The sequence below is a fragment of the Hydrogenoanaerobacterium saccharovorans genome, assembly GCF_016901815.1.
Taxonomy (GTDB): domain Bacteria; phylum Bacillota; class Clostridia; order Oscillospirales; family Ruminococcaceae; genus Avimicrobium; species Avimicrobium caecorum.
Map to the genome: position 1 here is coordinate 136,765 of NZ_JACSNR010000003.1, position 19,629 is coordinate 156,393.

Consider the following 19,629-nt stretch of genomic DNA (forward strand, 5'->3'; position numbering starts at 1 on the left):
ATGGGCCGGGTTATCGGGGCCCTGCTGCTGACCGTCCTGCTGCTCACCGGCTGTGCCCGGGAAGAGCCGCTCTCCAGCAGTCAGCCAGAGCCTTCCGCCCAGAGTTCCTCCCGGTCCGGACCGGTAGCGGAGGAACCTTCTTCCCAGCCGGAGAGCCAGTCCGAAGCCTCCTCCGATACAGAGGCTGCGGAGGTGGATCTCACCGGCATGAGCAGTACCATGGTTTTTGCGGAGGTCTACAATATGATGGTGGAGCCGGAGAGCTATGAGGGCAAAACGGTGCGCATGCAGGGGGAGCTGGTGAGCTACCCTCACCCCTTCACCGGGGAGGACTGTCATGCGGTTATCGTCAAGGACGCCCTGGCCTGCTGTGCCCAGGGGTTCCAGTTCCAGCCGGCGGAGGGGGTCACCCTGCCCGCGGACGGCGCCGAGGTGACGGTCACCGGGATCTATACCCTGGACGAGTCGCTGATGGATCAGGGGATTATGATGAGCTATCTGGCAGAATGTGCCGTGGAATAGCCGGAATAAGAAAACGCAGAGGAATATCCTCTGCGTTTTTTGCGTTCTGTATAGGGATTTGGGGGTCAGTTCCGGCAGAGCGCCGAGAGAATCGCATAGATATAGGACGACCCCCGGACCAGGCTGCTGATCTGTCCTGGGCCGGACAACGGCATCTGTTGAAAGGCCTTTTCAAAATCGGCCCGGGAGAGCTGGTAGCGGGTACGGCTGGGGATTATGGTATTCCCCTGCACTGTGTAGCGCAGTTCCTTGCCCCGCACCGTGTAAAAGACCTGTCCCTCATGTGCTTTGATCTGTTCCCAGAGTTCCGGAAATTCCATGGCAGTTTCCTCCTTTGGCTGGCGGGGTTTTGCCTGTGCTGCGGTAGTACAGGATCTCCTCCCCGTCCTCCGCAGGTTCCGCCGGGAGTTCCGGCTCCTGAGGCTCAGAGGGCTTTTCCGGCACAGGACCGGTGGGTTCAGCGGGCTTGGTTCCCTCCTCCTCCGGCATGGGCTTTTCCGGGGAAACAGGCTGTACCGGGGGTTCTTCCGGCTGTTCCTGACCCACAGCGGATTTGGGGTCGGGATCTCCGGCAGCGGGACCCGGTTCCGGGGTACAGGCACAGAGGGTCAGGCAGAGCGCCAGACCAAGCATCAGACGGCAGAGTTTCATAAAACAGCACCTCCTGACAGTAGTACAGTTTCAGTATGGCATGTCTGGAAGGGATTTACAAGCGCACCGGGGATTTTTCGGCAGAACCGCCGGGGCGCAGACCGAAAATTTGGGCGGTTTTCTGTATTTTGAGTGGAGGCAGTTGATTCCCCGGGAAAATCCCCCTATAATGGAAGGTAAGAAACAATCCTTCAAGGAGGGACAGAATATGATGAATCACAGATGGATCGAAGAGCATGTGGATGCTTTTATTGCCGACAACCGGGAGGCACTGATCCGGGATCTCAAGACAGTCATTGACATTGACAGCGTGGAAGCGCCGGCAGAGCCCAATGCCCCCTATGGTCCGGGCGTGCGCAAGGCACTGGATGCCGCTCTGGAGATTGCCCGGAACCTGGGGCTTGAAGCCGGGGAATGCGATGGATATATGGGTTATGCCGATGTGAAGGGTGTGAGCGAAACCCAGCTTGCCACCATTGCGCACCTGGATGTAGTGCCTGCGGGCAATGGCTGGAACAGCGATCCCTTTGGCATGATCGAAAAGGACGGCTGGCTGATCGGACGGGGCGTCAGTGATGACAAGGGCCCGGCTCTGCTGACTTTGTATATGGCAAAGTTCTTCAAGGAGTACTGCGACCAGACCGGTGAGACCCTTCCCTATACCCTGCGGGTCCTGCTGGGCTGCAGTGAGGAAACCGGTATGACCGATGTGGATTACTATCTGGAGCGGAACCCCATGCCGGCCTTCTGTTTCACACCCGATGCCGACTTCCCGGTGGGCTATGGTGAAAAGGGCGGTTTTGGCGGTGCCTTTGTGAGCCGGAAGCTCTCGGGCAATCTCCGGGACTTTGCGGGCGGTGTAGCCGGCAATGTGGTGCCCGACCGTGCTTCGGCGCTGGTGAAGGCAGACATCGCCGCTCTTCAGGAAACCGAGAATGTGAAGATCGCTGCCGAGGGTGACTGTGTACGCATCACCGGTTATGGCATCGGCGGACATGCCTCCAAGCCTCAGGGCACCGTGAATGCCATCGGCCTGGTGGTAAACTACCTGCTGGACAATCACCTCTGCACGCCGGAGGAGGAGACCTATCTCTTGATGCTGCGCACACTGCTGTCCTGCACCGATGGTTCGTCCTTTGGCATTGCCTGTCAGGACGAGGTCTTTGACCCGCTGACCTGCATCGGCGGCACCATTTCCATGACCGATGGTGTCCTGCGCCAGACCATTGATGTGCGGTTCCCCACCTGCATCACCGGAGAGAAGCTCATCGAAAAGAGCAAGGCTCTGGCAGCCACCGGCGAGGCGGAGTTTATTCCCAGCCGGGTGAACAAGCCCTTCTATATCCACCCCGAGTCCCCGGCCATTGATGTGCTGATGAATGCCTATCGCAGCGTGACCGGCAGTGACAAGAAGCCCTTTACCATGGGTGGCGGCACCTATGCCCGTCATTTTGCCAATGCGGTGAGCTTCGGCCCGGACGACGATGCCGAGAAGCCCGACTTTGTGGGCAGCATGCACGGTGCCAATGAGGGCGTGAACACCGAGTTCATGCTGAGTGCTCTGAAGATCTATATTCTGGCGATGGCAGGTCTGATGGATCTCACCTTCTGACCCCATACCGCGCAAAATAAAAAAGGAGGCTGGAATCCAGCCTCCTTTTTTATTCCTCCGGCCAGTACCGGATATATTGTTCATAGATGTCCGGGTGGACAATCTCCGCCAGTTCCTCCCGGGAGATGCCGAAGTCCCGGAGAAGGTCATAGACTGTTTTTCCTCCGGAGCGGTTCTCTCCCCGGAGCCAGGCTTCAAAGGCATCACTGCCAATATAGTTGATCAGCCGGATATCCACATAGCCGCCGTGCTCGATGATCTCCTGATCGCTGGGAACACGCCAGGCCAGGAAGGAATTGGGGTCCGTGGCAGCCTCCTGGGCATAGGGTATGATGAATTCCAGCAGTTCCTGGTCGGTGATGCCGAAGTCCTCGATCAGGTCAGGTACCACCCAGTCCTCACTCCAGGGATTGCTCCAGGCTACCGCGTCCCAGGCGTTTTCCTGGGTCTGAATCCAGGCCTCCACCTCCTCGCTGCCAAGATACCGGCAGAAGGCAGCATAGAGCATCATTCGGTTTTCCTCCAGCAGAGCCTGTATCAGTCCGGCGGTGTCCTCCTCCGGGGGCAGGAGCGATGCCAGGTCGGCATTGGCGCCCTTTCCCAGCAGCCAGAGCCATTGGGTCCAGCCGGGACGCCCTCTGAGAAGCTCCTCATCAGGCCAGTACCGGATATACTGCTCATAGATGTCCGGTTGGACAATCTCTGCCAGTTCTTCCCGGGAGATGCCGAAGTCCCCGAGAAACTGATACACACCGGGCCGCAGCTGGGCAGTCACCCACTGTTCATAGGTCTCTGTTCCCACATAGTCGATGAGTGCGCTGTCGAAGTAAGCCCCTTCCTCCAAGACATCGCCATAGTATTCCCGGCGCTGGAGGCTGGTCAGGGCAGTGTCCGCCTGCCGGGGCAGGGCAGCGGCAGAGACCAGAGCCGCAAGGGTGCAGAGCAGCGCTGCAAAAGGCTGCATAATCTTCCCTTCTTTCGGTGGTTTTAAGGCGCGGGACCAGAGCTTCCCCTTTCAGCGTACCGCAATTCACCGGGAAATACAAGGGGGTCCGGGGCAGCGGCTTCCGGCAGGGTGGGCGCACTGTCTTATTCCTGGGCAGTTTCCGCTCCCTCCCCGTTTCCCGCCCCGGCAAATGAGTTTAGGACAAATAGTCCATTCTGCTTGTAGGACAATCTGTCCTTTGTTATAGTGGCACTGGTGATGAAAGATGAAACTGCGCATCCGGGACCTGCGGGAGGACCGGGACCTCACCCAGAAGGAGGTTGCCGCCTACCTGCACTGTGACCAGTCCCTCTATTCCAAATATGAGCGGGGCGAACGGCTGCTGCCGCTGGACCGGGCGGTGCAGCTGGCGGATTATTACGGGGTAACGCTGGACTATCTCACCGGGCGGACCGACACCCCGTAACCCGCCCGCACACAGCAAAAAAACAGAGCGGAACCAGTTCCGCTCTGTTTTTTTATATTGGGGGGTAATGAGGGGAAAACTCAGTCGTCCCAGTCGGTATCCCATTCCAGCACAGCGCCGGTATAGGCATCGATGGTGAACTCATAGTCGGTGCGTCCGGAGCGCATCTCGCCTTCATAGACAGTGCGTCCGTCGTCCCGCTCCAGCTTCAGTTCCCGGAAGGTGCCGCTGACACCCGCCCGGTCGGTGACGATGCTCTTGACCTTCTCGGTGCTGATGGTATCGCCCGAAGTGCTGGACGAGCCGTTCCACTGGTACTCGGCGTCATAGTCATAGCTGAGAATGGTGCCGTTCGAAGCCAGGATCTCATAGTCGTACTCCTTGCCGTCAGCCCAGAACTCCACATCATAGACCCAGCGCCCGTCGTCCCAGTCCTTCTTGGCATAGATGTAGCTGGTGTCGCTCTCGGAGATGCCGGCGTGACTGAGGGCAACGCTTTTGGCCTTGGCTTCGCCGATATCTGTTGTGCTGGCGGAAGCGGTGCTGCCAGTGCCGGTCGAGCCGCTCCACTGGTACTCGGCGTCATAGTCATAGCTGAGAATGGTGCCGTCCGAGGCCAGGATCTCATAGTCGTACTCCTTGCCGTCCGCCCAGAACTCCACATCATAGACCCAGCGACCATCGTCCCAGTCCTTCTTGGCATAGATGTAGCTGGTGCTGCTCTCGGAGATGCCGGCGTGACTGAGGGCAACGCTCCTGGCCTTGGCTTCGCCGATGTCTGTTGTGCTGGCGGAAGCGGTGCTGCTTGTGCTGGAAGCGGAGGCAGTGCCAGTGCTGCCAGTGCTGCTTGTGCTGCCAGTATTGGAGCTGCCGGAAGCGGCGGTGCCGTTCCATTCAGCCTCTCTGTCCCGGCTCAGAATGTCGCCGGTTTCTGCGTGGATCTCATAGTCATACTCCTGGCTGGCGGTGTAGAACTCCACCTCATAGATGCGCACGCCATCGTCCCAGTCGGGTTTTACAATGAGGTGCAGGGCGTCCCCGGCGGCAACACCGGCGTCTGCCAGGGCGATCTCCTGGGCTTTCTGCTTGCCGATGACATTCTGCCAGCCATATCCGGCGTCATCGTCTGCCGAATACCATTCCAGCTCGGTATCGAACTTGAGCACCCGGCCCGAAGCGGCGTCAATGGTGTAGTCATATTCGGTGCCGCCGGCGTAGAATTCCACCTCATATTCCTTGCGTCCGTCGTCGTAGTCCGCCTCGGCAATGAGGAAGACAGTGTCGCTCTCGGCAACACCGGCATGGCTCAGAGCAGCTTCCTTGGCCTTTTCGACACCGATGTCGGCGGTGGTGGCAGCGGCAGCGGGAACCGCCAGAGCGGCGATGAGCAGGGCAGCGGTAATGGTACGGGTCAGGGTCTTGGTCATGGTCATTTCCTCCTTGTGTTTCAGTAAAACCGGCGGGGGAGCCGGAGATCTTTTGTGTTTGGGTTTCGCCTGTAATATGCGTCAGCGGGAAGTTTTGTTGCAGCAAAAAAATAAAAATCCCACACTTTGGCGGAATACACAGAAAACATAGGAAGAAACTGGACAATTTTCATAAAAATACTGTGGGTTCTCCGGGGACAGACACAAAAAAGCGAAGGGCCCCGCTGAGGGGATACCCTTCGCCTGAGAGAGTCAGTCTTTCTTGTCCTGTTCCCGGAGGAGAACTTCCCGGGCCTCAGCCAGACGGGAGCGTTCGGTTTCCGAGAGCTCGGGATACCGGGGATCGCACTGCCGGAGCAGATCCACCAGGATCTCGCTGACCAGGTAGCGGGTGTACCACTTCTGGTCGGCGGGCAGGACATACCAGGGGGCATGGTCGCTGGCAGTCTCCCGGATCACCTCCTCATAGAGGTCGGTATATTCCTCGAACCGTTCCCGGGTCTCCAGATCCGACGAGGAGAACTTCCAGTTCTTTTCCGGCTCCTCGATGCGTTCCAGGAAGCGTTTGCCCTGTTCCTCCTTGGATACATGCAGGAAGATCTTCACCACCCGGTAGCCGTTTTCATAGAGGTATTCCTCGAACTGCCGGATCTGGCGGTAGCGCTTGTGGAAGAATTCCTCCCGGCTGTCCCGGAGGACCCGGTCGGGCATCTGATAGTTCTTCCAGAGGTCCAGGATCTGCACTGCCAGTACATCTTCATAGTGGCTGCGGTTGAAGATGGCAATGCTGCCCCGGGGCGGCAGATGCTGTACCACCCGCCAGAGGTAGTCATGGGCGAGTTCTTCGGCGCCCGGCTGTTTGAAGCTGTGTACCATCACACCCTGGGGATTGAGCCCGCTCATCACATGCTTGATGGTGCTGTCCTTACCGGCGGCGTCCATGGCCTGGAGCACAATCACAATCCCCTCCCGCCCATCGGCATAGAGGGCGTCCTGGAGTTCCTTCATGGTTTCGATGTTTTCGGCGGTTTTCTCCTCGATTTCCTCCCGGCAGTCCTTGTCCACTCCGGCATGGGTGGGCAGATCCCGGAGATCGGGACGGTCATGGTCATCATAGCGGTAGCGGTCAGCTTTCATACACAGAACCTCCTTCTGGAAAAATAAACGGACATACTTTCATTATACTGATTTTTATGACAAAAAAACATCATAATTTTTTACATTTTATGGCGCACGAAATAGTGCGATTGTGTTATACTGTATCTATATAGAAATCGGTACAGACCGACAGGATTCGGTCTGAAAGGCGGTGTATGCATGACAGAATTTCCCATTTGCCGGCTGAAGACCCGGCCCCAGTTCGATACTCTGCCGGTGATGAAGGTCACCCAGTATCCATTGGAGCCGCGGGATTACAAACCCTTTGCCCAGGGGCTCCTGGCAGTGGACCCTCAGCGGCTGTATATCCGGTTGTGGGCGTTTGAAACGCCGCCGGAACCGGAGAGCCGGATCATCTGTGTCCTGCGGGATCAGCAGGAACTGCGGATCGAGGCAGGTCCTCAGGCGCTGGAGATCACGCTGGACGGCAAACCCATCGAAGCGCTGCTTGCGCACCCCTTTACCGGGGAAGATCTTCAGGGCAAATACTGGGGCTGGCTGGCAGAACTCCCGGCAGATCTGCTGGGGGAACTCACTCCAGGCCGGCAGCTCCGGGGAAATCTCTATAAACGCAGTGACGGCAAACGCCCCCATACCGGCAGTTTCTATCCCATGGCAAATCCCATGGAGCCGCTGGCAGCGGAAAATGACGGGGTATTTGTGGTCTGTGATTTCTGATCGGGAGGTATGAGAAAATGAAACTGGTTGCCAAACTTCTCACCGGCATCGGGGTGCTGGTGGGACTGGGGTATCTGTGCTGCCGGGGCGTAGGTGAAAAGCTGCACCTGTGCCGGAAGTAACCGGATCTCCCCATCTCCGGGAGACTCTGCCCCATCGGCGGTGGGCAGGATTCCGGGGGAAGTATTTCTCCGGGCGGACCGGGGAAAATATTACGCTTTGCTATATTTCTGACCAGCCGGAGCGGGTTTCCGCCCCGGTTTTTTGCTGCCCCGGGGAGTTTTGCACCGGCAGTCCGGGACAGCAAAGGGACTTTTCCCCCAGCATCTGTTCAGAAAACAGAGATGCTGTCCCGGGAAATCCCATGAATCAGAGGGTTTCCCTCGTCCTGGGGAGAAACGCGCCGGGTTTTCCCAGCCTTTCCCCAAACCCTGTGGAAAACTCCGTTGAAAGTGTGGAAAACTTAACGCCCGGTATAATTTTCCCCTGCCGGGTGTGCAAAAAAGCCCTCTGTTCCGGGATATTCCGGAGCAGAGGGCTTTTTTTAATGCATCAGAGATCCTTTTCCATGAGGATATGTTCCACCGGGGCATAGCTCAGCAGGAAGATTTCCCCCACAGTATGGTACCCGGCCCGCTCATAGAAGTGCTGGGCTGTGACCCGGGCATCCAGACAGATATGGGCGGCACCCTGTTCCCGGGCAGCGCCTTCCAGGGCTTCGAGCAGCTGACGGCCCAGACCCCGGCTCTGGATCGCGGTGTCCACACAGAGGTATTCCACCTTGCAGGTGTCCCCCTCCCGGGACATGGAACCCATGCCGATCACCTGTTCCCCATCAAAGGCGGCATACAGCACGCAGTTCTGTTCAAAGCTGAAGTCCTCGTCGTGAATGTTCAGTCCCAGCGGCAGACGCATGACCCGGTTGCGCAGTTCCAGCGTTTCCAGGTAGGCCGGGGAACCATAATGGATCGGTTTGATGGAAATCATGGGTTTTCTCCTTTCAGTCATAATGAATGCGGTTCCGTCCGCCGGGGAGGGAAATTTTTCCCGGGGCGGCGGCTGTTTCTCTGTTATAACATGAAACCCGGCGGAATGCAAGAGGGGAAACCCGGCTCTCCGCACAAAAAACAGCAGGGAGAGATTCCCTGCTGTAAACCGGTTCTGAAGGGAAGCGGCGGGACTTAGTCCACCAGCTTTTCCAGTTCCTTGATGTGTTCGGTTTCGTTGGAGGTCTTGTGCTTGGCCTGCTTGGCATACAGGTGAACCTGAGCCTGGCTCTTCTTGATGGACTGCATGGTACCGGCGCCGGCAACACAGCCGCCGGGACAGGCCATACCTTCCAGCAGATAGCCCGGATACTTGCCAGCCACAGCGTCCCGGAGCATCTTATAGCAGTCCCGGAGACCTTCGGCATTGGCAACCTTGATCTCACGGTCGGGGTAACGCTCCTTGATGACATTGACCACAGCCTTGGCAACGCCGCCGGATACCGCAAAGTCACGGCCGTCGGCGGAGGCATCGTTTACGCCGTCGGGATCTTCCTCAATGGTGGCGAGATCCAGTTCCTTGGCAGCGAAGATACCGGTCATCTCCTCGAAGGTGAGGACGAAGTCCACTTCACTGCGGACACTGCGGCGCATGGCTTCCAGCTTCTTGGCAGCGCAGGGGCCGATGAATACAACCTTGCCGTTGGGGTGTTCCTTCTTGATCAGACGGGCGGTGAGCACCATGGGAGTGAGGGCCATGGAGATGCAGCCCGCATATTCCGGGAAGCGCTTCTTAGCCATTACCGACCAGGCGGGGCAGCAGGAAGTACCCATGAAGGGCAGCTTTTCAGGAACTTCGGCAATGAAGTCCTCCGCTTCCTGGGTGGCACAGAGGTCAGCGCCGATGGCAACCTCAAAGACATCGGCAAAGCCGAGCTTCTTCATGGCAGCACGGAGCTTGCCGGGGGTTACCTTGGGTCCGAACTGACCGACGAAAGCGGGAGCCACAGCGGCATAGACACGCTCACCCGACTGGATTGCCCGGATGGTCTGGAAGATCTGGCTCTTGTCAGCGATGGCGCCGAAGGGACAGTTCACCAGGCACTGACCGCAGGATACACACTTGTCGTAGTCGATTTCAGCCTTGCCGTTGATGTCGGTATGGATAGCGTCCATACCGCAGGCAGCGGCACAGGGACGCTCCTGGGTGATGATGGCATGATAGGAGCATACTTCAGCGCAGCGGCCGCACTTGATGCATTTTTCGGGGTCGATATGGCTGCGGCCGTTGTAGCGGTCGAGGGTGATGGCACCCTTGGGGCAGACCTCTACGCAGGGGTGAGCCAGACAGCCCTGACAGCCTTCAGTCACCAGGACACGCTTTTCAGCACAGCCATTGCAGGCGAACTTGATGATATTGATCAGCGGAGGGGTATAATAAGTTTCGTCCCGGTCCGCAGCTTCGATGTTATCAGAAATGGGGGCATGTTCACCGGCGCCGCGGTTGGGCAGGCCCATAGCCAGACGCAGGCGTTCCCCTACGATGGCACGCTCCAGGAAGACATCGTTGCGGAAGTTGCCCACTTCACCGGGGATAATCTTGTACGGGAGTTCCTCAATGCGCTTGGCAACCGACCATTCGGTATGATAAGCCATACGGGCCACTTCGGTAAAGATCCGGTGGCGTATTTCCTGAATACGGGTCTCAACGCCTCTCATAAAACAGACACCTCTTTTTTTACTCGTAACGGACATGACAGCTTACCCACTGTCATGGCAAACCTTTTGATTCCATGCGGACCCGCCAAAAACGGCGAATCCTGCCTGATACCATGATACAGGAAATCGGGCGGTCTGTAAAGTGTCAAAAACTTAACAAATTCATCAGCCGAACCCCGAAACTTTCAGTAAATAAGCCAAAGGCCCGAAGGGCCTTTGGCTTATCCCGGCTTACTGTGTAAGCCGGGCCGCCTGCGGGCGGGTATTCCGCTGCGCTGGCGCTACGCTCAAATGTGGTAGGAACCTACGGTTCCCCCACAAACGCCCCCTCCCTAAAATGCGGCGCCCATAGCATCTGAGCGGGCAGGCGGGCACCTTTTTCCCTCTCACAGTTCTGCCCCGGAGGAATCTCACACTCCGGCAAACCCGCCCACTTCCCGGGAACGCCAGAGAATTGCTCCCCGCAGGGGCGCTGCGCTCAAATGTGGCAGGAACCTGCGGTTCCCCCACAAACGCCCCCTCCAAAAACGCGGTGCAGGGGTTTGTGATTGGCTCAGTTTGTGCAGCCGCGTTTTTCATAGGGGGATTATCCCCCTCCTGACGCTGTTTTTCTCCGCCTCCGGCTCACAAAAAACAGCTGTCACCCCCTTAGAGGAAGGGCGGCAGATGCCATCCGGCCTGCCGCCCCTGCGGGGGGATCAGTTCCCTGGCGACCCCCGATGGCTGAGCGGGCATGCGGGCGCCTTTTTCCCTCTCACAGTTCAGTCCCGGAGGAATTTCATACTCCGGCAAACCCACCCCACTTCCCGGGATTGCCAAGGAATTGCTCCCCGCAGGGGGCTTCCCTATTTCATGGGGATATGATAAAATAAGTGCCGGAGCGGTCGGAGCGCGATTTTACACTAACAAGTCTGGAGCGAAAGAGAACCATTTATGCAGAGAATTATGGGTATGGCCCGGAAGGCCATTACAGAATATGATATGATCCAAAATGGCGACCGTGTGGCAGTGGGTGTCAGCGGCGGCAAGGATTCGGTGGCATTGACCATGGCGCTGCACTGGCTGCGGCGGTTCATCGGCATTGACTATGAGGTAGTTGCCATCACACTGGACCCGTGCTTTGGCGGAGTGGAATGTGATTATTCCCCGCTGGCGGAACTGTTTGAACGGGAAGGCATCGAGTATGTCATCAAGCGCACCAATATCGGACGGGTGGTATTTGATGTCCGGGAGGAGACAAATCCCTGCAGTCTGTGTGCCAAGATGCGCCGGGGTGCTTTGCATGACACAGCCAAGGAGCTGGGCTGCAATAAACTGGCTCTGGGCCATCACAAGGACGATGCGGTAGAGACCTTTATCATGAATCTGTTCGATCAGGGGCGGATCGGGTGTTTTTCGCCGGTCTCCTATCTGAGCCGGAAGGATCTGACTGTGATCCGTCCTTTGATTCTGGCGGAGGAAAAGGAAGTCAAGCAGGCAGTACGGCGGGAGAATTTCCCGATCATCAAGTCGAGCTGTCCGGTGGACGGACATACCGAACGGGAATGGGCCAAGCAGTGGGTGCGGGAGATGGAGCACCAGAAGCGGGACATCAAATCGCAGATATTCGGTGCCATGCGGCGGGCGCATATCAGCGACTGGTAAGAGAAGGAGCGGTACATCGTGCGAATGCGGCGGAAAAAATGGGCACGTCCGGAACTGTCGGTCTGCCCGTATTTCATGAAGGACCCGAGCAAGAACCGGGGACATTGGGCAGAGCAGTTTGAGCGTCCGGAGCAGCCATTCTGGCTGGAACTGGGCTGCGGCAAGGGAACCTATGCAGCCCGGGTGGCAGCGGATCACCCGGAGATCAATCTCCTTGCCATTGACATCAAGAGCGATATTCTGGCAGTAGCCCGGCGGAATATCCAGGCTGTCTATGCAGAGGCAGGGCGTCCGGTGGATAATCTGCGCCTGACCGCCTATGAGATCGGCATTATCCATACGCTGCTGGCGCCGGAGGATACAGTGGACCGGATCTGCATCAATTTCTGCAATCCATGGCCCCATACCGGACACCGGAAGAAGCGGCTGACCCATCCCAAGCAGCTGGTGCTGTATGCCAGCTTCCTGCGGGACGGTGCGGAGATCCACTTCAAGACCGATGATGATGATCTGTTCCGGGACAGCCTGGAATACTTTACCCAGTGGGGCTTCCCGGTGACCTATGTGACCTGGGATCTCCATGAGAGCGGACGCACCGACAGCCCCTCCACCGAGCATGAGGAGATGTTCACAGCCCAGGGCATCAAGACCAAGTTCCTGATTGCCCGCTACCGCGGCGAAGCTACCGACCGTCAGATTGAGAAGATGCTCTCCCAGTACCCGAAGTTCGCCCCGGCAAAGGTACCCGAGGGCGTCTTCAAGCCGGAGATCGTCTGACCCCAGCGGGGAGCGCCCCGATGGGGTGAGTGAATAGGGAAAAGTGAATAGTGAAAAGTTTCGGTGTGCCGCAAGCGGCACAGAATCGAAACGCAAAAAAGCGACGGCATTGCCGTCGCTTTTTATATTGCATGAGCGCAGAGGACACGGATTTTTCGGACTGAGCGGCAGTCAGAGTTTACCGTTTCCGGCTGCCTGGCTCAAATTCCCCTTTGCACCACCGCAGAAAGTTTGACGAGTGGAGCAGATAAGTCCTGGCTGTTTTTTCGGTCAGCCGCCCCTGTTCCTGGGCAGAAGTGACCTCAGCTTCCCACAGCTGGTACAGCCGTTCCATTTCATGGAGCGTGTTCCGGTCTGTTTTCATGCTTTTCTCTCCTTTTCAGAATCGTCAGGCTTTCTTTGCTCTCTTGGGCTTGGGAGCTGGAAGTTCCTCGTACAATGCCTGTATCAGTTCTGTCAGCAGTTCCCGGTTCTCGGGATCGCGCACCAGCAGCATCTCCTTTGCCCCCTCATAGGGCAGTTCCCGGGGCGCATCGGGCAGCAGCCGGACAGCCGAGGCTGTGGGTTTGACCAGCAGACGGTTGTCATAGATACCGCCCACCAGCTTCCCCTGACAGTAGAGCAGATATTCCCCCATCATGGCCCGGCAGGAGATCCCCTCCAGGCCGGTGAGCTGATCCAGAATATAATCCCGGTATTCCTGTGTGGATGCCATGCGTTTTCCTCCTCTCTGTAAAGAAACAAAGCCGGGAAGCGCTGCTCCCCGGCTCCGGTTCTGTTATGCCGCCTTCGCCGGTTCGCTTTCCGGTTCGCTCTCAGCGGCGGAGCTGCCCGGATTGGCCTTGACCTCCTCGATCCAGGCGTTCACATTGCGCTCCACGATGAAGTAGGGCACGCTGCCGCTCTTTAGAATGGCAGTGTGGAAGCCCATCTCGGTAAAGCTGTCGTCCAGCTCCTTTTCGGCATAGTCCCGCAGGCTTTCCAGCTTGAGCCAGCCCGCATAGTAGGACAGATAGGCAGTGGGTTCCAGACGCATCATGTCATAGTAGTAATCCGCAAAGGACGGATCGATATACATGCTGAAGGCGTCAGCGAATTCCTCCCGGCTCATGCCGTCATAGTTGACCGAGATGTCCATGATGGTCACCAGACAGTTGGAGAGTTCCGCGTTGAGCCGTTCCATTTCCAGCACTTCGGCAGGGATTCCCTGTTCCTCCAGGTATCCCAGGCTGAGCAGTTCCACATAGGTGGCATATCCCTCATTGTAACCGGTCTGAGAGGCCAGCACCTTGCGGAAATCGGAACTGAGGTTCTGATAGCTGTATGCCGAGGCATACATGTGTCCGGGGATTCCCTCATGGGCCAGGGTGGAGAAGGTGGACAGGGCATTCATATCCACCGTGTTCTGGGTGTTGACCCGGATGCGCAGCGGACCGCTCTCGTCCACAGCGGGATTGATGAAGTAGGCAGCCACACCGCTGTTGGCAACATCGGCGGGAATGGGATCGATCACATAGGAGAGTTCTCCCACATCCGGGAAACTGGCATCGGTGGCGCTGTCCAGGAAGGTGAGCATCTCCTCATAGCTGGCAAAGGCAGTCTTGTAACCCTCTTCCAGCCAGCCGTTGTAGGCATCGGGATAGAGGAAGGCCAGCCCTCCCATCCGGGAGATGGTCTTATCCAGGCGTTCCTCTGCCATCTGCCGGATCTCATCCGGGGATTCGTCCAGAGCGGTGGCAGCGGCAAAGAGGATCTCATAGTAGTCCTTGCCTTCGGGCAGAGCTGCCATGCCTTCGGTGTTGTTGAAGCCGTGTTCCAGTTCCCGCATGGTGTCGGCAATCTTTTCATAGCTGGGGATAAAGCATTCCAGATAGGCTTCCCGGATCTCGGACTGATAGCGGGCTACCGCCTCCTCCGAAAGTCCCAGTCCCTCAGCCTGGGCCAGCAGGTTCAGAAGGACAGTGCTGTCCTCTCCCTGGCTGGCGGTGGAATCACAGACATCGATCACCGAATCAAAATCAATGGTCAGCACTTCTTCCTCCTGCTGTTTGCGGGTGTATTCCAGCAGGCTGTCGATATAGTCAGGAATGCTCCGGAGCAGATCGGGAATCTTCTGGAGATCCTCTTCCGACTGTACCTGCAGTTCGCTCAGAGTGGTGAGCAGACTGGTATGCACACCGCTGAGATTGGAGAAGTAACTTCCATAATACCGGAACCGGTCCTCATAGCTTTTCTGGCTGAGTTCACCGCTCCATTCCAGCAGATCATAGGTGTCCTGCTGTTCCGCTGTGAGCAGCGACCGGTCAAACCGATGCAGGGCATCCAGGGTAGCTTCATTCTGTTTGGCAGTTTCCCGGAAGTTTTCGTCCGATTCCTCCACACCCACGGTGACTTCCATCTCACTGCGGTCAAAGCCATAGGCTTCGGGGTTTTCCACAAAATAGACCGAACTGGTGAAGTCACTCTGCATGGTACCCAGGAACATTTCCTGAGTGAAGTCATCGAACCGGCTCTGGACCACAGCGGGATCACCGGAGGAACAGGCCGCAAGGGGAAGGGTCAGGCTGAGTGCCAGCAAAAGGGCACTCAGGCGTTTGGGCAGGGTTCTCAAAGGATAAAACCTCCTTTTATGAATCGGGGTATTCCAGATCAGTATAGTCTTTCTGACCGGGAAGATATGCGTTGTTTACAGGGATTTGCCCAGGTCCCGGATCTCCCGGAGCAGATCGGGCTGGCTGTGGACTTCGCCGGGTTTGCCGGCGGAAATGGATTTGGAGAAGGCCAGAGTAAAGCCCACATAGTCTGCCATGCACTGGAACTGTTCCCGGATCAGACGGTACTGGGGACTGTCGAGGGCATCGGCGCCGGTGACGATCAGACCGATGGGCTTGCCTTTGAGGACACTGGAATCGGCATACAGACGGTCGATGGCCAGCTTGAGCTGCGCGGTCATACCCCACCAGTAGACAGGGGTGGCAAAGACAATATAGTCTGCCTGACGCATTTCATTCATCAGGAGCCGGGAATCGTCCTTCTGGACACAGATCTTTTCCCCCCGTTTGCAGCCATCGCAGCCCAGACAGGGGGCGATCTTCATGCGGGTGACATCCACTGTTTTGACCGAATGCTTTCCGGCTTCGAGGATACCGGCAGTGAGTTCTTCCAGGAGGGCATTGGTATTGCCGTTTTTGCGGGGGCTTCCGGAGATGAGCAGGATATTCATACAAAAAACCACCTTTCAGGATCTGGGATCAGAGAATGAGGCCCATGCGGCGTTTGACTTCCTCAAAGGAGATGGGACGGTAGTCGGTGCGTTCCACACAGACGCAGCAGGACTGGGAGCTGGCGTCGGCATAGGCGGGATTGCCGTGGACATGTCCGAAGAGATTGCCATAGGGCATATTGCTGTTGAGGTAGAGGGGCTCATGGGAGAGCAGCCAGAAGGATTCAAAGAGGATGGGACAGTCATAGACCTCCTCAAAGCCGCAGTCCCGGTACCATTGGGTGCTGCGGGTGTCGTGATTGCCCATGACCAGACGGATATGTCCCTGGAGAGCGGAGAGGATCTCAGTGGATTTTTCCTTACCGTAGAAGGAGAAATCCCCCAGCAGATAGACGGTATCCTCCGGGGAAACAGTTTCATTCCAGCGGCGGATGAGTTCCTGATCCATCTCCTCAGCCGAGGCAAAGGGACGGTTCTCATAGCGAATGATATTGGTATGGCCGAAATGGGGATCGGCAGTGAAAAAGACAGTGGACATACAGCACCTCCTATACTATGATTCTATCCTAACACAACGCCGGTAGACAGGCAACCCCCGAACGGTGGGGACAGGCCGGGGAATTGACAAGGCAAGGCTAAAAATGGTATAATACGGGTACTTGTCGGCCTGCTGTTTTGTGAATGTGCAGGGCCAAAGTGAAATAAGCGGAAGTGGCGGAATGGTAGACGCTCTGGTCTTAGAAGCCAGTACTTCGGTGTGTGGGTTCGAGTCCCATCTTCCGCACCAAAAGAAAAAGGGCACCGAAAGGTGCCTTTTTCTTTTGGTGCCAAGGCATTTGGCATAGCCAAATGCCGCCCGCTGCGGCGGGGACTTCCGCTTCGCTCCATGTGTGGCAGGAACCTGCGGTTCTCCCACACACGCCCCCTCCCTTTTTGTGATACCATACAGTTTGCGATCGAAACTGACCGCTCCTGCCACAGGCCGGGGCCTGGAGCCAAATCGTGCTCTGGGCTTTTCCTGTGCTCAAAATTTGTCGCCCCCGTTCCAGCCGATCTGAACCTTCCCGGATCAAAGAAGGCACCCGGGGGTGCCTTCTTTTGCTTTGTACCACCGGCTTCCCCAAGACAGCCCTTCCCGAACCCGTGCCGCAGAGCGGCACACCAAAACTATTCACTTTTCTCTATTCTCTCTTCCCTCGCCCCACTCCGGCCTTCCCCTCCCACTTCCCGGGAAGGCCAGAGAGCTGCTCTCAGCAGGGGGGCGGAGGATCAGTTCCACGGCAGCAATGCGGGACTGCAAAACGCCCTTTCCCCCCCGCACAGCCCCGCATGCCGGGCACAGGCTCATTCTGAACCCATGCCGCAGAGCGGCACTCCGCAACTATTCACTCTTCACTCTTCTCTATTCACTCTCCCAGCCCCGGCCTTCCCCTCCCACTTCCCGGGAAGGCCAGAGAACCGCCCTCCGCAGGGGTTGACATTTGTTCCTTTATATGCAACAATAGTTATACAACATAAGTTACATATAAATCAAAAGGGGGATCTGTATGCCGCCAAAACCGAAAGTCACCAAGGATATGATTCTGGCTGCTGTTCTGAATCTCACACAGAAAGAGGGATTTGAAGCAGTCAATGCCAGGAGTATAGCGGGGAAACTGCAGTGTTCCACACGCCCGATTTTCACCTGCTATGAGAGCATGGAACAGCTCAGGGCTGAATTTTTGGACTATGCCTTTGCATTCTATACCCGGTATGTGGCAGAATACGGCACAGCCCATAATACCAACCCGGCACTGCTGTTCCCTCTCTCCTATATCGAATTTGCCCGGGAGGAAACCAATCTGTTCCGTCTGCTATTTATCAGCGATATGGATCTGGATATGACTGAAGCGAAGGACTTCTATAAAGAACTGGGCAATGAGGAAAAAGCAAAGGAATTTTCCCGGCAGATTGGTGTAGAACTGTCCCGGGGCAAGGCAATTTTTCTGGATCTGTTTTTCTATTCCCATGGGATTGCGGTGCTGGCTGCCACAGGAAAACTGACTTTCCGGAGCCGGGACATGGAAGAGATGCTGCAGAACTTCCTGGACACACAGGTGAGCCGGGAAACAGGAAAGGCAGGGGAATAATAAGATGACCAATCCATATCTGATTGAATTTTATAATACCTATGATGAGGATAGCCGGCTGGGGTCCCGGCATGGTTCGGTGGAGTTCCTGACCACCATGCACTATGTGGAGCAGTACCTGGCTCCCAAGGCCCGGATTCTTGAGATCGGCGCAGGGACCGGGCGGTATTCCCATGCACTGGCACGTCAGGGGTATCCGGTTGACGCAGTGGAGCTGGTGGAACACAATATCGAAGTATTCCAGAGAAATACCCGGGCTGGTGAGCCGGTCACTATTTCCCAGGGAAATGCACTGGATCTCTCTGCCATTCCGGACAACTGCTATGATATTACCCTGCTGTTGGGGCCGCTTTATCATCTGTATACCCCGGAGGATAAGCGGCAGGCCATCCGGGAGGCGCTCCGGGTTACAAAGCCGGGAGGAATTCTCTTTGCCGCCTATGTGATCTCTGATGGCTGCCTGCTGGACGAGGGTTTCCGCCGGGGGAATATTGATGTAGCAGAGTATATCCGCACAGGACTGCTGGACGGGGAAACCTTTGCGGCAAAATCTGAGCCGAAGGATCTGTTTGAACTGGTACGGAAAGAGGATATTGATGCGCTGATGTCGGGATTTCCGGTGAAGCGTCTGCACTATGTGGCATCGGATGGATGTGCCCGGCTGCTCCGGGAAGCCATTGACGCCATGGATGATGAAACTTTCCACCTCTATCTGAAGTATCACTTTGTCACCTGTGAACGGGAGGATCTGGTGGGGGTTACAAGCCATGCACTGGATATATCCCGGAAGCTGTGACTTCCTGCCGTTTTCTATATCCTCCCACACGCCCCCTTTTCCCTCCGGAGCGGACAGCAAAACAAAAATATATTTTGTTTTTTGGTCACTTGACACATAATTCTGCAAGGTATAATATAGGTCTGAATTTGATTATGGAGGGAAAAGAATATGGCAAAACTGGATCTGCGTGAAGGAGAAGAACTCATTGAACAGGCAGCAGCATCGCATGTAAAGAAGGTGCTGATCATGCCTCAGGCCAATCCCGGCAATCTGTTTGTGACCAATCAGCGGGTTGTATTCCGGCCGACACAGGGCCGTCCCAGCTCGCAGTTCGAATATGAGCTGAGCGATCTTCGCTCCTTCTCGGTGGGCATGGCAAGCACCATTACCCTGCACACCAAGTCCGGCGAGGAGCACAAGATCACCGGTATGTTCAATAAGAAGCTGATCAGCGCACTGGAGAAGGCTGGTCTGGCTCAGGAATAAAGACACCCGAAAACCGGAACGGCATGGACTGTTCCGGTTTTTTGCTGTGGTGACGGGAAATCCGCCGGGTGTGCGGGCCGGGGGATTTTTTGGAGAAAAAACGAAAATCCGCTTGACAACGCAGGGGATTCTTGCTATACTATATGAGTAACTTGCGGATATGGCGGAATTGGCAGACGCGCTAGATTCAGGTTCTAGTGGTAGCAATACTGTGCAGGTTCAAGTCCTGTTATCCGCACCAAGCAAAAGGCACCCGATTCGGGTGCCTTTTTTCATTTGGCAAAGACAGTTCCCCTCCCCGCCAATCCCCATAAACAACCCAGCCCCCCGCCAGCCGGAAACCCGGACCGAGCAGGGGGCTGTTTTGTTGCGCAGGAAATCATCGGACAGGAGCCAAACTCCCCCGGAGAGTGCCGCCTGTCACCGG

General features: G+C 56.7%; 21 protein-coding genes and 2 tRNA genes. 11 read left to right on the forward strand and 12 right to left on the reverse strand.

Annotated features, from left to right (window positions below; all coding sequences use genetic code 11):
- On the forward strand, positions 1-522 hold the full coding sequence (locus tag H9X81_RS04295) for a hypothetical protein (protein WP_204720103.1): 522 nt from the start codon (positions 1-3) through the stop codon (positions 520-522).
- Between the two features lie 65 nt (positions 523-587).
- Here H9X81_RS04295 and H9X81_RS04300 read toward each other — a convergent pair whose 3' ends face one another.
- On the reverse strand, positions 588-842 hold the full coding sequence (locus H9X81_RS04300; RefSeq protein ID WP_204720105.1) for a hypothetical protein: 255 nt from the start codon (positions 840-842) through the stop codon (positions 588-590).
- Complete coding sequence (locus H9X81_RS04305) at positions 802-1,173, reverse strand: hypothetical protein (protein WP_204720107.1); 372 nt, start codon at positions 1,171-1,173, stop codon at positions 802-804. The genes H9X81_RS04300 and H9X81_RS04305 overlap by 41 nt, the downstream gene beginning before the upstream one ends.
- 208 nt (positions 1,174-1,381) lie before the next feature.
- Here H9X81_RS04305 and H9X81_RS04310 point away from each other — a divergent pair, with 208 nt between their 5' ends.
- A complete protein-coding gene (locus tag H9X81_RS04310) occupies positions 1,382-2,785 on the forward strand; it encodes a Sapep family Mn(2+)-dependent dipeptidase (RefSeq protein WP_204720110.1) in 1,404 nt (467 codons plus the stop codon).
- A gap of 49 nt (positions 2,786-2,834) precedes the next feature.
- Here H9X81_RS04310 and H9X81_RS04315 read toward each other — a convergent pair whose 3' ends face one another.
- Positions 2,835-3,749: a hypothetical protein gene (locus H9X81_RS04315; RefSeq protein ID WP_204720112.1), complete on the reverse strand. Its 915-nt coding sequence runs from the start codon at positions 3,747-3,749 to the stop codon at positions 2,835-2,837.
- A 247-nt stretch (positions 3,750-3,996) separates the two neighbouring features.
- Here H9X81_RS04315 and H9X81_RS04320 point away from each other — a divergent pair, with 247 nt between their 5' ends.
- Positions 3,997-4,197, forward strand: coding sequence for a helix-turn-helix domain-containing protein (locus H9X81_RS04320; RefSeq protein WP_177503854.1), 201 nt, complete (start codon positions 3,997-3,999; stop codon positions 4,195-4,197).
- An 80-nt stretch (positions 4,198-4,277) separates the two neighbouring features.
- Here the strand turns inward: H9X81_RS04320 and H9X81_RS04325 are convergent, their stop codons facing one another.
- Both H9X81_RS04325 and H9X81_RS04330 read right to left on the reverse strand, forming a co-directional pair.
- Positions 4,278-5,624, reverse strand: a complete 1,347-nt coding sequence (locus H9X81_RS04325; RefSeq protein ID WP_204720114.1) for a PepSY domain-containing protein — start codon at positions 5,622-5,624, stop codon at positions 4,278-4,280.
- Between the two features lie 252 nt (positions 5,625-5,876).
- Positions 5,877-6,761, reverse strand: coding sequence for a PPK2 family polyphosphate kinase (locus H9X81_RS04330; RefSeq protein WP_177503850.1), 885 nt, complete (start codon positions 6,759-6,761; stop codon positions 5,877-5,879).
- A gap of 180 nt (positions 6,762-6,941) precedes the next feature.
- On the opposite strand from H9X81_RS04330, the gene H9X81_RS04335 reads away from it, so the two are divergent.
- On the forward strand, positions 6,942-7,460 hold the full coding sequence (locus H9X81_RS04335; RefSeq protein ID WP_204720116.1) for a hypothetical protein: 519 nt from the start codon (positions 6,942-6,944) through the stop codon (positions 7,458-7,460).
- Between the two features lie 552 nt (positions 7,461-8,012).
- Here the strand turns inward: H9X81_RS04335 and H9X81_RS04340 are convergent.
- Entirely contained in the window at positions 8,013-8,447 is a 435-nt protein-coding gene (locus H9X81_RS04340) for a GNAT family N-acetyltransferase (protein ID WP_177503846.1), read from the reverse strand.
- A 194-nt stretch (positions 8,448-8,641) separates the two neighbouring features.
- A complete protein-coding gene (locus H9X81_RS04345; protein WP_204720118.1) occupies positions 8,642-10,165 on the reverse strand; it encodes a 4Fe-4S dicluster domain-containing protein in 1,524 nt (507 codons plus the stop codon).
- 933 nt (positions 10,166-11,098) lie between these two features.
- Between H9X81_RS04345 and H9X81_RS04350 the strand changes: the two genes are divergently transcribed.
- Positions 11,099-11,809 carry a tRNA 2-thiocytidine biosynthesis TtcA family protein gene (locus H9X81_RS04350; protein WP_177503842.1) on the forward strand — a complete coding sequence of 237 codons (711 nt, stop codon included), beginning with the start codon at positions 11,099-11,101 and terminating at the stop codon, positions 11,807-11,809.
- An 18-nt stretch (positions 11,810-11,827) separates the two neighbouring features.
- Positions 11,828-12,586: a tRNA (guanosine(46)-N7)-methyltransferase TrmB gene (gene trmB, locus H9X81_RS04355; RefSeq protein ID WP_204720120.1), complete on the forward strand. Its 759-nt coding sequence runs from the start codon at positions 11,828-11,830 to the stop codon at positions 12,584-12,586.
- Positions 12,587-12,764: 178 nt separating this feature from the next.
- On the opposite strand, the gene H9X81_RS04360 is transcribed toward trmB, so the two are convergent.
- The 5 genes from H9X81_RS04360 to H9X81_RS04380 form a co-directional block, all read right to left on the reverse strand.
- The gene (locus tag H9X81_RS04360; protein ID WP_204720122.1) at positions 12,765-12,950 is read right to left on the reverse strand and encodes a hypothetical protein; all 186 of its coding nucleotides are present in this window, start codon (positions 12,948-12,950) and stop codon (positions 12,765-12,767) included.
- Positions 12,951-12,974: 24 nt separating this feature from the next.
- A complete protein-coding gene (locus H9X81_RS04365) occupies positions 12,975-13,301 on the reverse strand; it encodes a TfoX/Sxy family protein (protein WP_191392045.1) in 327 nt (108 codons plus the stop codon).
- Between the two features lie 63 nt (positions 13,302-13,364).
- Positions 13,365-15,197, reverse strand: coding sequence for a DUF885 domain-containing protein (locus H9X81_RS04370; protein WP_204720124.1), 1,833 nt, complete (start codon positions 15,195-15,197; stop codon positions 13,365-13,367).
- Positions 15,198-15,272: 75 nt separating this feature from the next.
- Positions 15,273-15,809, reverse strand: coding sequence for a flavodoxin family protein (locus H9X81_RS04375; protein WP_204720126.1), 537 nt, complete (start codon positions 15,807-15,809; stop codon positions 15,273-15,275).
- 28 nt (positions 15,810-15,837) lie between these two features.
- Positions 15,838-16,347, reverse strand: coding sequence for a metallophosphoesterase (locus tag H9X81_RS04380; RefSeq protein ID WP_177503830.1), 510 nt, complete (start codon positions 16,345-16,347; stop codon positions 15,838-15,840).
- A 167-nt stretch (positions 16,348-16,514) separates the two neighbouring features.
- Between H9X81_RS04380 and H9X81_RS04385 the strand changes: the two genes are divergently transcribed.
- The 5 genes from H9X81_RS04385 to H9X81_RS04405 all read left to right on the forward strand — a co-directional run bounded on the left by H9X81_RS04385 (position 16,515) and on the right by H9X81_RS04405 (position 19,443).
- Positions 16,515-16,596 (forward strand) — tRNA-Leu (locus H9X81_RS04385).
- 760 nt (positions 16,597-17,356) lie between these two features.
- Complete coding sequence (locus H9X81_RS04390; protein ID WP_204720128.1) at positions 17,357-17,938, forward strand: TetR/AcrR family transcriptional regulator; 582 nt, start codon at positions 17,357-17,359, stop codon at positions 17,936-17,938.
- A 4-nt stretch (positions 17,939-17,942) separates the two neighbouring features.
- Positions 17,943-18,734: a class I SAM-dependent methyltransferase gene (locus tag H9X81_RS04395; protein WP_204720131.1), complete on the forward strand. Its 792-nt coding sequence runs from the start codon at positions 17,943-17,945 to the stop codon at positions 18,732-18,734.
- A gap of 150 nt (positions 18,735-18,884) precedes the next feature.
- Complete coding sequence (locus H9X81_RS04400) at positions 18,885-19,202, forward strand: GRAM domain-containing protein (RefSeq protein ID WP_204720132.1); 318 nt, start codon at positions 18,885-18,887, stop codon at positions 19,200-19,202.
- 154 nt (positions 19,203-19,356) lie between these two features.
- Positions 19,357-19,443 (forward strand) — tRNA-Leu (locus H9X81_RS04405).
- The last annotated feature ends 186 nt before the right edge of the window (positions 19,444-19,629 follow it).